Below are 13,397 nucleotides of genomic sequence, written 5' to 3'. Positions count from 1 at the left end.
GGGCGTCAGGGTCGGTGGGGGCCATCCCTGAGAGACGCCCCGCGGGAAGCTGTGCGGGGCACGGCGAGGAGCCGCCCTGCGGGCGCGGCGAAGAGGCCCCTGCGCGGGCGGAGCGGGGTGTGGCTCTCGGGAGCCACCCCGGCTACCCCGCCCGGTGGACCACCGCGTCGCACAGCTCCAGCAGGCCCGACTTCGCCTCGCACTCCCGCAGCGGTGCCAGCACCGCCCGCGCGTCCTTGGCGTACCGCACGGTGTCGCGGCGGGCCTGCTCCAACGCGGGGTGCGCCCGCAGTCCGGCCAGGGCCTCGGCGAGGCGCGCGTCGTCGCTGAGGTCGGAGTCGAGCAGCTCGCACAGCGCGACGTCCTCCGGCAGCGCCAGCCGGGCCGCCCGCTCCCGCAGCCGCAGCACCGGCAGGGTGGCGATGCCCTCGCGCAGGTCGGTGCCGGGCGTCTTGCCCGACTCGTGGGAGTCGGAGGCGATGTCGAGGACGTCGTCGGCGAGCTGGAAGGCGACGCCGAGCCGCTCCCCGTACTGGGTGAGCATGTCCACGACCGTGTCGTCGGCGCCGGACATCATGGCGCCGAAGCGGCAGGCGACGGCGACCAGGGAGCCGGTCTTGCCGCCGAGCACGTCGAGGTAGTGGTCGACGGGGTCGCGCCCGTCGGTCGGCCCGGCGGTCTCCAGGATCTGGCCGGTGACGAGGCGCTCGAACGCCTCCGCCTGGACCCGGACGGCCTCGGGGCCGAGGTCGGCGAGGATGTGGGAGGCGCGGGCGAAGAGGAAGTCGCCGGTGAGGACGGCGACGGAGTTCCCCCAGCGGGTGTTCGCGCTCGGCACCCCGCGCCGTACGGCCGCCTCGTCCATGACGTCGTCGTGGTAGAGCGTGGCGAGGTGGGTCAGCTCGACCACGACGGCCGAGGGCACGACCCCGGGGGCGTAGGGGTCGCCGAACTGGGCCGCGAGCATCACGAGCAGCGGCCGGAACCGCTTCCCGCCCGCGCGCACGAGGTGCTGCGCGGCCTCCGTGATGAACGGGACCTCGCTCTTCGTGGCTTCGAGCAGGCCTTCCTCGACAGCCGTCAATCCGGCCTGGACATCGGCTTCCAGAGCCTGGTCCCGCACGCTCAGCCCGAACGGCCCGACGACGGTCACGAGGGGTCTCCTGTCTGCTGGTGTCTTCCGGCGATCACACGGTTTGTCGATACGTCGCTGCCCTCACTCAAGTCAGCGTATCCGGTCACGTTTCGATCACCGACAGGCCCCACGTCCCCCTGCCTCGAACTTCGCCCGACCGGGAGGCGCCGACCCACCCGTCCCACCGCCCTCACAGGCATCGCGCGCCCCATATGTTACCGACCGGAAGGTATGTACCCCTTCCGGTCGGGGACACGTCGATCGGCGCCCGCATCCGCACTCCGACCGCGCCCCCTCAGCCACCCCTCCCGACCCTCTTCCACCCCTCACCCCTCACTCCCACAACCCCCACCCCATTAAAGCCACTTGAGCTATATGACCGTTTTACCCGCCTTGTGGACGCAGGTGAGTTGGCTCACCCGTGCCGCCATCGAGCAACCCTGACCGGATTTTTTAATTCCGCTTTGCTCAAGCGGAAGTTGAGCGCCAGCCCCCGCAAAGGATCAAGCGCCCGAAAACCCCAGACCAAGGTCAATAGGGACGACCTGTGAATCAGCCACTTGTTCCCGACATGTGCTCTCGCATACGTTCCCGGCCTGTCGGACAGACGCCTAATCCTGCCGCCGTCCGACAACCCCATCGACGAAGACATTCGCGGCAGGAGCGGGGGACCCAGGTAAGTCGCCGTCCCGGCGCGTACGTCACACACGGACGCGGCGGAACGGCTCGGGGTGAAGCCGCGCCACCGTGTCCGTACGGCGGCCGGCCGGGCACCTCCCCGCCCGAACCCGACAGCTCACCTCGCAGGCGCCGGAGAGGAACCCCTTCATGTCCGCTGTCACCCAGCCCCGCCGCACCCGCACCCGCCTGGTCCGCACCGTCGCCGTGGCCTGCGCCGGCGCCGCCGCGCTCACCCTCCCCTTCATCGGCGCCACCAGCGCCTCCGCCGCCCCCGCCACCTCGGCCGCCACCTCCGCCGGGTACACGAACAACCTCGACGGCTGGATCCGCGAGTCCCTCGCGATCATGGCCGAGAAGGGCATCCCGGGCAGCTACGACGGCATCTACCGCAACGTGATGCGGGAGTCCTCGGGCAACCCGAACGCGATCAACCTGTGGGACTCCAACGCCGCGGCCGGCATCCCGTCGAAGGGCCTGCTCCAGGTCATCGACCCGACGTTCGCCGCGTACCACGTGGACGGCACCGCCTACGACCCGTACGACCCGGTCGCCAACATCACCGCCGCCTGCAACTACGCCGCCGACCGCTACGGCTCCATCGACAACGTCTTCGGCGCCTACTGACGGTCCCGGGCCGCCGGGGTTCCTCGCGGAACCCCCTGAGGGAGCGGAACCCCTAAGGGAAGAGTCGTTCGAGGACGGCGGCCACGCCGTCGTCCTCGTTCGACGTCGTCACCTCGTCGGCCACCGCCTTCAGCTCCGGATGGGCGTTCGCCATGGCCACCCCGCGCGCCGCCCAGTCGAACATCGGGATGTCGTTGGGCATGTCCCCGAAGGCGAGGGTGTCCTCGGGCCGCAGCCCGAGCCGCTCCGCCGCCAGCGCCAGCCCCGTCGCCTTGGTCACCCCGCACGGCTGGAGTTCCACCGTGCCCGGCCCCGACATGGTGACGGTGGCCAGCGAGCCGACCACCGCGCGGGCGGTCACCGCCAACTCGTCGTCGGTCAGGCCGGGATGGCGCAGCAGCACCTTGCTGATCGGCTCGCACCACAGGTCGTCCCGGCGGCCGACCCGCACCGCCGGCAGGGTCGGGTGCGGCATCAGGTAGCCCGGCTCGATCAGGGTCAGCCCGTCGATCCCGTCCTGGTCGACGGCGGCGTACACCTGCCCCACCTCGGCCTCGATCTTGCCGATCGCCGTCTCCGCCAGCTCCCGGTCCAGGGTGACCGACCACAGCAGGCGGTCGGCGCCGATGTCGTAGAGCTGCGCGCCCTGGCCGCAGACGGCGAGGCCTCTGCTCCGCAGGATGTCCAGCAGCGGCCGTACCCGGGGCGCGGGGCGGCCCGTGACCACGAGGTGGCGGGCACCGGCGGCCGCCACCCGCGCGAGCGCGTCGAGCGACCGGTCGGAGAACGTGTCGTCGCCGCGCAGCAGCGTCCCGTCCAGGTCGGTGGCGATCAGGGAGTACGCGCAGCGCGCGGCATATGCGTGGGGTGCGGGCATGATCAGAGAATACGGATTCCGGCCGGATCGGACTCACCGCCGCAGCCGCGCCCCCGGCCCCGCTCTTCCGGCACGCTGCCGGTGCGCTGCCGGTGCGCTCACCGCTCGCTGGCGGTCCGCTTCCGGTGTGCTTTCACCCCGCTTCCCTCCGCTTTCCGGCCGCTTTCCGGCGCAACGCCGGGTACAGGGCGGTTAAAGGCCTCTGCCCGGAATGGCAACAACCAGGTCCGCTCCCTACCGCCCCGCCCGCCCGGAGGGGTACCGTCCCCCTGTCCAGGGGGGACTTGATCGGGGGGTCAGGTTGAGCAGCGGACGTATTCGTGTGCTGGGTCCGGAGGACCTGGCCGAGGGGGACCGGGAACGGTGGCGGGCGCTGCGCGCCGCGTCGACGGCGCCGCGGAACCCCTTCATGGAACCGGAGTTCGCCACCGCGGTGGGCCGGGTCCGGCCCGCCACCCGGGTGGCGGTGGTGTACGAGGGGCGCGAGCCGGTCGGTTTCCTGCCGCACGAACGCGGCGCGCTGGGCCGCGGGCAGGCCCTCGCGCACGGCGTCTCGGACGTGCAGGGCGCGGTCCTCGCGCCGGGCCTCGGTCTGGGCGCCGACGAACTGCTGCGCGCCTGCGGCCTGTCGAGCTTCGCCTTCGACAACCTGGAGGCCGAACAGGGCCTGTTCGTGCCGCACGCGGCGGCGGAGTACGCGTCGTACGTCATCGACGTCGAGAAGGGCTACGAGACGTACGAGTCCGTGCTGCGCGCCCAGTCGCCGAAGTTCCTGAAGACGACGCTCGCCAAGGAGCGCCGACTCGGCCGCCAGGTCGGGGAGTTGCGGTTCGTCTTCGACGAGCGCGATCCGGCGGCGCTGCGCACGCTCATGGCGTGGAAGTCCGCGCAGTACCGCAGGACCGGCCGCCGCGACCGCTTCGCGCAGGAGTGGATCAACCGGCTCGTCGGCCTGCTCGCCGAGACCCGCGCGCCGGACTGCGCGGGCACCCTCTCCGTCCTCTACGCGGGCGGGCGGCCGATCGCCGCGCACTTCGGTCTGCGCTCCTCGACCGTCCTGGCCTGCTGGTTCCCGTCCTACGAACCGGAGTTCGCCAGGTTCTCCCCCGGTCTGGTGCTGCATCTGCGGATGGCCGAGGCCGCCGCCGCCGAGGGCATCGGGCTGCTCGACCTGGGCCGGGGGGCGGCCGAGTACAAGGACGCGCTGCGGACGGGCGAGGTGCCCGTGTACGAGGGGGCGTGGACGCGTCCGGGGGTGGGCGCCGCGCTCCACTGGCTGGGGCGTGAACCGGCGCGCCGGGCCCATCACTTCGTCCGCAACCGGCCGAGACTCGCGGCGACGGCCGCCCGGGTGCTGAAGGGCGCCGGCCGGCTGCGCCGCGCCTGAGCCACCGATCCAGGGGAGGGTGCATGGCGACCGAGCCACGCGTACGGCAGGAGATCCGGCGGTTCCTCGACATCCCGCCGGTGCAGGTCGCCGAGCTGGATCTGGACCCGGGAGGCGGGCCCGGCGGCGGGGACGGGGGCAGTGGCGGGGGCGGGGGCGTTCTGAGACCCGGCCCCGGCAGCCCGCCGGTCACGCACGGCGCGGTGTTCGTGCTGGTCCGGGTGGGCGGACGGCCGGTCGCCACGCTGCTGGGGCAGGTCCCCGAGGGCGCCGATCCGACGACGGTGCTCACCGCGCTCGCACGGGAGCGCACCCCCTCGGACCTCTGCGAACTCCCCGACCTCGCCGTCACCGTGCCGTCGACCACCGTGGTCGTCGCCACCCGCGAGCGCGCCGACCGGCTCGCCACCGCCCTGGACTCCCTGCTCGCGCAGGACCACCCGGACGCCGAGATCGTCGTCGTCGACAACGCGCCCGTCACGGACGCCACCCGCGACCTCGTCGTCCACAAGTACGGTGACCGCGTCCGCTACCTGACCGAGCCGGTGCCCGGTCTCGCCGTCGCCCACAACACGGGGCTGGCCACCGCCCGGGGCGACGTGGTCGCCTTCACCGACGACGACGTGGTCGCCGACCCGCGCTGGCTCACCGAACTCACCGCCCCCTTCAGCGCCGACCCCGGCCTCGGCTGCGCGACCGGTTTGATCCTGCCCGCCCGGCTGCGCACCCCCGCGCAGGTGCTGCTGGAGAGCCACGGCGGCTTCGCGAAGGGCTTCACCCCCCGCACGTACGACCCGTACGACCCGCCCGCCGACGAGCCGCTGTTCCCGTTCACGGCGGGCCGTTTCGGCTCCGGCGCCAACATGGCGTACCGCACGCGCGTCCTGCGCGCCGTCGGCGGGTTCGACCCGGCGACCGGCGCGGGCACCCCGGCCCGCGGCGGCGACGACCTGTACGGCTTCGTCCGCGTCCTGGCCGCCGGGCACCGGCTGCGCTACACCCCGCACGCCCTGGTCTGGCACCACCACCGGGAGACCTGGCGCGACCTGGAGACCCAGGCCTACGGCTACGGCGCGGGCCTCACCGCCTACCTCACCGCGATCCTCGTCAACCGGCCCGGCCTGCTGCCCGCGTTCCTCGCCCGACTGCCCCGCGGCCTCGCCCACGCCCGCACCCTGACCGCCGTCCGCGACACCGAGGGCGGGGAGGGCGCGGGCGGTGTCGGCGGGGGCGCGGGCGCGCCGGGCGGGCACGACGCCCGCACCCACCCCTGGCCGGGACGGCTCTCCCGGCTCCAGCGACGGGGCATGCTGTACGGGCCCGTCGGCTACGTACGGGCCCGGCGGGCGGTACGGGGGCTGCCGACAGTTCGGGGCGGCGGCTCGGACTCCGGTCGGAGTGCGGCTTCCGGCGGGGACGCGGCGTCCGGCGGGAACGGCGCTTCCGGCGGGGGCGCGCGATGACGGCCGCCGACGGGCCGGACCGTACGGGCCGCGCCGACGCGATCCCGGTCTTCCTCTACCACGCCGTCATGGACGATCCGCCGGACTGGATCGCGGAGTTCACCGTCACCCCGCAGCAGTTCGCCGCCCATCTCGACGCGGTCGTGGACAGCGGGCGGACCCCGGTGACCGTGAGCGCGCTCGCCGACCATCTCGCCGGGCGGGCCGCGCTGCCCGCCCGGCCGGTGCTGCTGACCTTCGACGACGGTTTCGCGGACCTGCCCGGACCGACCGCCGAGGCGCTGGCCGGGCGGCACCTGGCGGCCACCGCCTACCTCACCACCGGGGCGATCGCGCCGGGCGGGCGCAGTCTGCTGCCGCCCGCGCCGATGATGACGCTGGCCCAGGCGGCGGGCCTGGAGGGGCACGGCATGGAGATCGGCAGCCACACCGTCACCCACGCCCAGCTCGACACGCTCCCTTCCGCCGACCTCGACCGTGAACTCCGCGACTCCCGCGCCGTCCTGGAGGACGCCCTCGGTCATCCGGTACGGCACCTCGCCTACCCGCACGGCTACAACAGCGGCCGGGTACGGCGCCGGGCCGCCGCCGCGGGCTACGAGACGGCCACCGCCGTACGGCACGCGCTGAGTTCGGAGCGCGACGAGGCGCACCGCATCGCCCGGCTCATCGTGCGCCGCGGCCACACCCTGGCCGACGTCGAGGCGTGGCTCGCCGGGTCCGGCGCCCGGATCGCGCCCTACCGCGACGGGCCGAGGACGGTCGGCTGGCGCTGGTACCGGCGGGCCCGCGCGGTGGTGCGGGGGCCGGTCTTCGCGGGCTGAGACCGTCCTCCCCGAGCAGGACCCGGGAAGGGGCGGTCAGCGTAGGGGCTGGTTGAGGTAGGGGTCGGCGACCGAGCCGCGCAGGCTGCGCCAGGCCCGGTCGCCCGCCACCGCCAGGTCGCAGTGCGGGCCGGGGTCGCGGTAGTTCCACTGGAGTGCGGCCTTCACCCCGGTCAGGCTCTTCAGCACGGCGGGCACCCCGGCGTACCACTCGGCCTGCCGGTCCGGGCGGGTCGGGTCGTCGGCGCTGCCGAACTCGGAGAGCATCAGCGGCTTGTCGTCGGAGATGTGGGCGCGTATCCAGGCGTGGGTGGCGCGCTGGGTCTCGGCGAAGGAGAGCCATTCCGCCTGGTGGCAGCGGTAGTAGTTGTACTGGTTGTAGGCGATCCAGTCGACGTAGGCGTCGCCCGGGTACATGCGCTTCATCAGGTCGGCGTGTTCGAGGTAGCCGGTGGTGATCCAGGTCCACACCACGTTGGTGACGCCCAGCTCCCGGAACCGGTCGTGGAGGTGCCGGTAGGCGCGCACGTACTCCTCGGGGGTGCCGCTGGCCGGGGTGCGGGTGTCCATCTCCAGGTCGAAGGAGAGGAACACCTTCTGCCCGAACTCCTTGACCCGGCGGGCCTGGACGTCGATGACGGACGCGTCGAGGTCACCGTCCGCGATCTGTCTCCAGGTCGGCTGCTGGGCGGCGGTGCCGCCCCACCACTTGCTCTCCCACGACAGCAGCAGCAGACGGTCGTCGGCCGCCACCTTCCGCTCCTGCGGGGTGATCAACTGGCCTTCCAGCCGGGTCCCTTCGACCCGCGACATGTCGTGGTACGTGTAGACGACGTCCAGTTTCCGGCCGATGCGCCGCTCGTAACCGCGCACCTTCTCGGCCAGGTCGCTCTTCTCGTGCGGCACGAACGCGCCGAACCAGGCACCGCAGGGCGGCACCAGCAGGTCGGTCGGCGCGCACGGCCCGCCGATGGTCGTGGGGCGGACGCCGGCCGCCGGTTCGTCGTCCGCGCCGTCACCGTCGGGGCCGCTCTTGAGGAGGAAGGCGGCGGTCAGCGCGGCGCAGAGCACCAGGGCGACCACGAGCGGCAACCGGCGCGGGACGGCCGGGCGGCGGGGCGGGCGGCGCGGGCCGCGGTGGCGGTGGACGGGCAGCGTCCCGACGGGACCCGGGTCGTGGCCGGGGCGGGGCGGGGTCACGTGGCGGTACCCCCCGCGGTCCTCGGCGGGGAGGCCCGCAGCCGCGGACAGAACGCGGCGGCCGTGGCCAGCAGGGTGAGCGTCAGCAGGACGCGCTCCGCGCTGAAGGCGTGCGAGGCGATGAACACGGTGGCGACGAGCATCACCAGCGCCACGCTCACGAGCACCGTGAGCATGAGCCGTTCGAGCAGGTCGGAGTGGTGCTCGAAGGCCGGGTCCGGGTGGCCCGGCCGGTCCGAGGGGCCCGCGGCGGGGAGCACGGTCAGCGCGGGCGCGCAGATCCGCAGCACGGCGGCGCCGGGTCCGGCGACCAGGAACACCACCATCGCGACGCCCCGCAGCGGGGAGCCGTCCGGCAGGGCGAGCGCGGTCAGGGCCAGCCATCCGCCGAGCGCGGGCAGCGCCCGGTCGGCCAGGTCGCGCGGTGTCATCGGCCCGCCTCCTTCAGTACGTACGCCACTCCGGCCTCGTTGGCCGCCACCCGCTCGAACAGCGGGGAGGCGGCGACGGCGTCCCGGATGCCCGCCAACTGGGCCTCGGTGAGCAGGCCGTTCATCTCGGCGTTCGCGAACTGGCCGCGGGTGAACAGGACATAGGCCCGGCCCGGTGCCTCCACGGCGGACATGTCGGCGGCGAGGGTGGCTGCCGGGTCGCGCAGGATCCGGTCGACGTGCTCGCGGGCGTCGTCGAGGAACCAGTAGTGGCCGAGGCGCCCGTACTGGTCGAAGGCGAGCGGGTAGTTGCGGTCCGACGCCACCACCAGCGAGTCGTCCGGCGCGGCGTCGACGACCTGCCGGACGAGGTCCACCTCGGCGGGCGGGAAGTAGCTGAGGCGGTCCTTCCCGGAGTAGCTCGGCACGAACGCGAGGGTGCCCGCGAGGAGCGCGAGCAGCGGGAGCCAGACGTAGCGGCGCGGCGGGTGGGGCGCGACGGTCGCCCGGCCGCTCGCTTCCGGGCTCCGCTCGTGGGCGGCTCGTTCCGCGGGCAGCAGGGCCGCCGCGGCGAAGAACGCGGCGCCGGGCAGCATGAACATCAGCACCCGGAAGATCATCTCGCTGCCGTAGCTGCTCGCGCCGAGCATCGGCAGCGGGGCCGCCGCGATCAGCAGCAGCGGCATCGCGCGCCGCCGCAGGACCGGTCTGCGCCACACGCCCACCGCGGCGAGCAGCAGCGCCGACGCCGACAGCAGCCGGGCCGCCCACGATGTCAGCACCGCTCCGGTGCCGGTGGGGGTGGCGCCGTAGCCGGTCGAGACGTTGCCGCCGATGTCGCCGATCGAGCGGATCATGTCGGGCATCGCCGCGGAGAGGAACGGCAGCGCGGCGGTGAGGCACCAGGCCAGGAAGATCACGGCGGTGGTGAGGATCGGGACGCGGTCGCGGTAGCGGCGGGTGAGGAAGAGGGCGGCCAGCGAGACGATCAGCATGCCCGGGGTCAGCTGGTGCGAGATCACGACGGCCACCACCAGCAGGGTGAGCAGCACCGTCCACACCGCCTGCCGCTGCCGCGCCGCCGAGGGGTCGGAGCCGCCCGCGGGACCGCCCGTGCCGTCCGCGCCGTCGGCGGCCGGGCCGGGGCGGCCGTAGCGGCGCAGGACGACGGCGAGCACGCCGAGGTGCAGGGCGAAGGCCACGGACTGCGGGGAGAAGTAGTCCTGGCCGACCCAGTTGGCGACGCAGAAGATCCACACGCCGGTCCAGATCAGCCGCCGGTCCTCGGTGAAGGTGCGGTAGATCAGCACGAGCGGGAGCAGCAGCATCAGGCTGGAGACCAGGGGCCACCAGGTCATGAACTGGGCGGCGGAGTCCACCCCGAGCAGCCGGACCAGCGTGGCCTGCGCGGCGAAGAAGCCCGGCCACTGGTCGTAGACCGCCATGTCCCCGATCGCGTCCGCGTTCTGGAGGCGGCCCGCGGTGAGGAGGTGGTCGATGACCGCGTCGTGCTTCCACGCCCACGCGTACAGGGGCGTCGGGTAGAGCACAGCCTGGGTGGCCCGCTCCATCACGAGCAGCGCCACGACGTACGCCGGGGCCCACGCGGGGTGGCGGCGCGGGCCGCGCACGGTGCTCCAGAACCCGGCGGTGAGCAGGGCGAGTCCGGCCCAGAAGGTGGGGTGCAGCGCGGTGACGAGGCCGAAGTCGTCCAGGTCGGAGACGTCGGTGTGGGTCACCGCCCAGCCCCACAGGGCCAGCGCGAGCAGCAGCGCGGGCGCGGGATGCAGCAGCGCCCGCCACCCGTACCCGGCGGGCGGCAGGTCGGCGAGGTCGGTGCCGGGGTCGGCCGGGGGTGCGGCGGCGGCCGAGGCCTTGGCGGAGGCCGCGGAGGCCTTCGTGAACGCGGTGGACGCGGTGGACGCCGGGCGCGCGCGGGACGGGGCGGACGCGGGGGTGGGCTCCGGCGCGCGCGGGGGCTCGTGGCCGGACTCGCGCGCGGGCGCGGACTCCGGATCGGATCGCTCCCGTGGAGTGATGGACGGACGCACGACGGTTCCCCCCTGGGATTCGGCTCTGAGCTTGATCAGTCGCGGGACGGCTCGCTGGTATCGGTGGACTTGGTGGAGTGGGTGGACTTGGTGGAGTGCGTGGGCTCGGTGGAGCGGGTTGGCTCGGTGGAGCGGGTTGGCTCGGTGGCGTGCGTGGGCTCGGTGGGCTCGGTGGAGTGGGTGGGCGGGGTGGTGGCTGTGCCGCTGCCGGTGGTGCCGGTTCCGGTGGTGCCGGTCGTGCCGGTGCCGGTGGCCCCGGTCAGGTGGGTGTCGGCGGGGGCGGTGGGGGTGTCCTCGGCCGGGGCGTGCGGGGGTTCGGCCCGGTGGAGGGAGAGGAGCAGGAGGAGGACGCAGAGGGCGGCGAGGACCGGCGGGGCGAGCGGCGCGTACGCCTCCCGCGCGGCCCAGCCGCCCACGGCGGCGAGGAAGACGGCCGCCCAGCGGGCGGTCCACGGCAGCCGTCGGTCCAGCCGGGCGCCGAAGCGCTCGACGGCGCGGTCGAGGAGCAGCCACAGCACGAGGAGGGCGAGCAGCTGACAGGCGAGCGGCACCCAGCGCAGGAGGGGGCCGGGTCCGGGGAGCCCGAGGGTCTGGGCGAAGAACTCCGCCGCTCGTCCGTACAACGCCCCGTCCACCGGCCGTGGTTCCCGACCGAGCGAGACAGGTACGGCGTACAGCGCGAGGGTGACGGCCGCCAGGGCGGTTCCCGGCAGTGTCGCCTCCTGCCGCAGGGCCAGGGTGACGGCCGCGACGAACACGGCCAGCAGGACGGCCCCGGCGACCAGGGCGCCGAGGGGCAGCGCGGTCAGCATGCCGCGCCCGCTGAGCGGTCCGGCGAGCACGCCCGTGAGGCCGCCGCCGAGCCACGGCAGGTTCCGCAGTCCGACGGCGAAGGCCCCGGTCATCAGCGCGAGCAGCACCCACAGCCCGGCGCGCAGCGCACGCTGCCCGCCCGCCGACCACAGTCCGTCGCCCTCGTACGCGGGTTCCGACCCGCGGGCCGGGGACGGTGCCCGGCCGGGCGCCGGACCCCGGTCGGTCTCCCGGCCGGGTTCCGGCGCCGGCCCGCTGTCGGCGCGCGGGCGGACGATGACAGCCAGCGGGTCCGCCGCGAAAGCCTCGCGCTCGTAGCCGGGGCGCCCGATGAACAGCGCCACCGTGTCCTGGTCGGTCTGCCCGCGCGCGTACGCCGCCCGCCGGGCCCAGTTGGTGCCGTACCCGGCGGTGGCGTTGAGCCGCACGGCGAACGTGTCCCCGGCGGACCGCACCGCCGGGCGGTCGACGGGCGTCGCCCCTGGTCCGGCCGGGACGGCTTCGGCGTCGGTGGCGGTGGCGAGGCCGGTGGGCGGGGCGTCGGCGGTGCCGGGGCCCGCCGGGGCGTCCGGGGAGGCCGAGGGAGTGTGGGGCGCCACGGGGGCACCGGGCGCCGGGACGGGTGCCGCGCTCTCGTGGGGTGCCGCGATGTCGTGCAGCGGCTTCGTGTCGCGCAGGGCCGCCTTCAGCCCGACGACGGACACCACGGCGATCACCGACATGCTCAGCAGTACCGCCCAGCCCGCGCCCGCGATGCCCGCCGGGGTGAACAGGACGGCCGCGCTGCCCAGCACCAGCACGCACATCGCGCCCTGGAGCGCGGCCAGCACCCCGGTCCGGCCCTGCACCCGCAGCACGCCGATGTACAGCTCCACCACCACCCGGGGCAGCGCCCCCGCGGCCAGCAGCCGCAGCACGGTCGTGCCGTGCTCCGCGTACTCCTCGCTGAACGGCAGCAGGATCTGCGGCGCGAACACCACCAGGACGAGGACCACCGGCACCAGCAGCAGGATCATCCGGCGCAGCGCCCCGCGCACCCCGTCGGCGAGGTGGCGCGGGTCGTGCGAGGCGTGCGCGGTGAGCGAGGACGCCATGTTGATGGCGAGGAACTCCATGGTGCCGCCGACGGTGTACGCCACGTAGAAGTAGCCGTTCTCCGCCGCGCTGAAGCGGACCGCGACCATCACCGGCAGCAGGTTGATCATCGCCAGGCTGAACAGCGCGCCCAGCGAGTCCCCCGCGAGGAAGCGCCCCATCTCACCGAGGCCGGGCGGCTCCACGTCACGGTCGGCGGCGGCCTGCTGCGGGATGAGCCGGCGGAAGATCAGCCAGCCGAGCGGCACCGTGGACAGGGCGATCGCCGCCGCCCACGACACGAAGATGCCCAGCACCGGCAGCGCGGTCGCGCACACGACCAGCAGGATCAGCTTGCCGACCGAGAACACCGCGTTGCCGACCGGCACCCAGCCCGATCTGCGCAGCCCGGTCAGCACCCCGTCCTGGAGGGTGAGCAGCGCCCACGCCACGCACGCGACGACGAACGCGGCCCCGGCGAGCGGTGTGCCGAGCGGTGCGTACGACGCGCCCCACAGGTCCAGGGTGAGCAGGAAGACGACGGCGGCGATGGCGACGACCACCGAACTCGCCGCGTACGCCCGCCACACCAGCGGGCCCGTGGCCCGTCCCGCGCGCGGGACGAACCGGACGACCGCGCCGATCATCGTCGTCGCGGTGATGCTGGCGAGCAGCCGCATCGCGGCGATGGCGGCGGAGCCCTCGCCGACCGCGTCCTCGGTGTAGTAGCGGGCGGCGACCAGCCAGAACCCGAGCCCGAGCACGGCGGAGACGCCCGTGCTGAGCATCAGGAAGTAGGCGTTCCGGAACAGCGAGTCGGCCCCGCTGTCCGCCTCA

Annotated in this window: 10 protein-coding genes and 1 riboswitch; of the genes, 4 read left to right on the top strand and 6 right to left on the bottom strand. The window is 74.3% G+C overall.

Annotation, left to right across the window (positions count from 1 at the left end; genetic code table 11):
* Positions 1-142: 142 nt before the first annotated feature.
* The gene (locus ACIQPQ_RS33910; RefSeq protein ID WP_401311743.1) at positions 143-1,153 is read right to left on the bottom strand and encodes a polyprenyl synthetase family protein; all 1,011 of its coding nucleotides are present in this window, start codon (positions 1,151-1,153) and stop codon (positions 143-145) included.
* 612 nt (positions 1,154-1,765) lie between these two features.
* Positions 1,766-1,958: riboswitch (cyclic di-AMP (ydaO/yuaA leader) on the top strand.
* A gap of 5 nt (positions 1,959-1,963) precedes the next feature.
* Here ACIQPQ_RS33910 and ACIQPQ_RS33905 point away from each other — a divergent pair.
* Complete coding sequence (locus ACIQPQ_RS33905) at positions 1,964-2,440, top strand: transglycosylase SLT domain-containing protein (protein WP_401311741.1); 477 nt, start codon at positions 1,964-1,966, stop codon at positions 2,438-2,440.
* A gap of 52 nt (positions 2,441-2,492) precedes the next feature.
* On the opposite strand, the gene ACIQPQ_RS33900 is transcribed toward ACIQPQ_RS33905, so the two are convergent.
* Positions 2,493-3,317 (bottom strand): HAD family hydrolase, encoded by an 825-nt coding sequence (locus tag ACIQPQ_RS33900; protein ID WP_383776420.1) that lies wholly within the window; start codon positions 3,315-3,317, stop codon positions 2,493-2,495.
* A gap of 301 nt (positions 3,318-3,618) precedes the next feature.
* On the opposite strand from ACIQPQ_RS33900, the gene ACIQPQ_RS33895 reads away from it, so the two are divergent.
* From ACIQPQ_RS33895 to ACIQPQ_RS33885, 3 genes are read left to right on the top strand one after another with little or no spacing between them, the layout of a single operon-like run.
* Positions 3,619-4,704 carry a GNAT family N-acetyltransferase gene (locus ACIQPQ_RS33895; protein ID WP_401311738.1) on the top strand — a complete coding sequence of 362 codons (1,086 nt, stop codon included), beginning with the start codon at positions 3,619-3,621 and terminating at the stop codon, positions 4,702-4,704.
* A gap of 23 nt (positions 4,705-4,727) precedes the next feature.
* A complete protein-coding gene (locus ACIQPQ_RS33890; RefSeq protein ID WP_401311736.1) occupies positions 4,728-6,167 on the top strand; it encodes a glycosyltransferase in 1,440 nt (479 codons plus the stop codon).
* Entirely contained in the window at positions 6,164-6,991 is an 828-nt protein-coding gene (locus ACIQPQ_RS33885; RefSeq protein WP_401311733.1) for a polysaccharide deacetylase family protein, read from the top strand. Before ACIQPQ_RS33890 ends, ACIQPQ_RS33885 begins: the two co-directional genes overlap by 4 nt.
* Positions 6,992-7,027: 36 nt before the next feature.
* Here ACIQPQ_RS33885 and ACIQPQ_RS33880 read toward each other — a convergent pair whose 3' ends face one another.
* Genes ACIQPQ_RS33880 through ACIQPQ_RS33865 form a run of 4 tightly spaced genes read right to left on the bottom strand, consistent with a single transcriptional unit; the run spans position 7,028 to position 13,348 of the window.
* The gene (locus ACIQPQ_RS33880; RefSeq protein ID WP_401311730.1) at positions 7,028-8,191 is read right to left on the bottom strand and encodes a glycosyl hydrolase; all 1,164 of its coding nucleotides are present in this window, start codon (positions 8,189-8,191) and stop codon (positions 7,028-7,030) included.
* Positions 8,188-8,622 (bottom strand): hypothetical protein, encoded by a 435-nt coding sequence (locus ACIQPQ_RS33875; protein ID WP_383776407.1) that lies wholly within the window; start codon positions 8,620-8,622, stop codon positions 8,188-8,190. The genes ACIQPQ_RS33880 and ACIQPQ_RS33875 overlap by 4 nt, the downstream gene beginning before the upstream one ends.
* Positions 8,619-10,673 carry a glycosyltransferase gene (locus ACIQPQ_RS33870; RefSeq protein WP_401311726.1) on the bottom strand — a complete coding sequence of 685 codons (2,055 nt, stop codon included), beginning with the start codon at positions 10,671-10,673 and terminating at the stop codon, positions 8,619-8,621. The genes ACIQPQ_RS33875 and ACIQPQ_RS33870 overlap by 4 nt, the downstream gene beginning before the upstream one ends.
* A gap of 35 nt (positions 10,674-10,708) precedes the next feature.
* On the bottom strand, positions 10,709-13,348 hold the full coding sequence (locus ACIQPQ_RS33865; RefSeq protein ID WP_401311723.1) for a lipopolysaccharide biosynthesis protein: 2,640 nt from the start codon (positions 13,346-13,348) through the stop codon (positions 10,709-10,711).
* Between the last annotated feature and the right edge of the window lie 49 nt (positions 13,349-13,397).

This window comes from Streptomyces sp. NPDC091281, from assembly GCF_044757425.1.
GTDB lineage: Bacteria > Actinomycetota > Actinomycetes > Streptomycetales > Streptomycetaceae > Streptomyces.
Note: the sequence above shows the minus strand (reverse complement) of the source record. Positions and strands in the feature narration are given on the sequence as shown.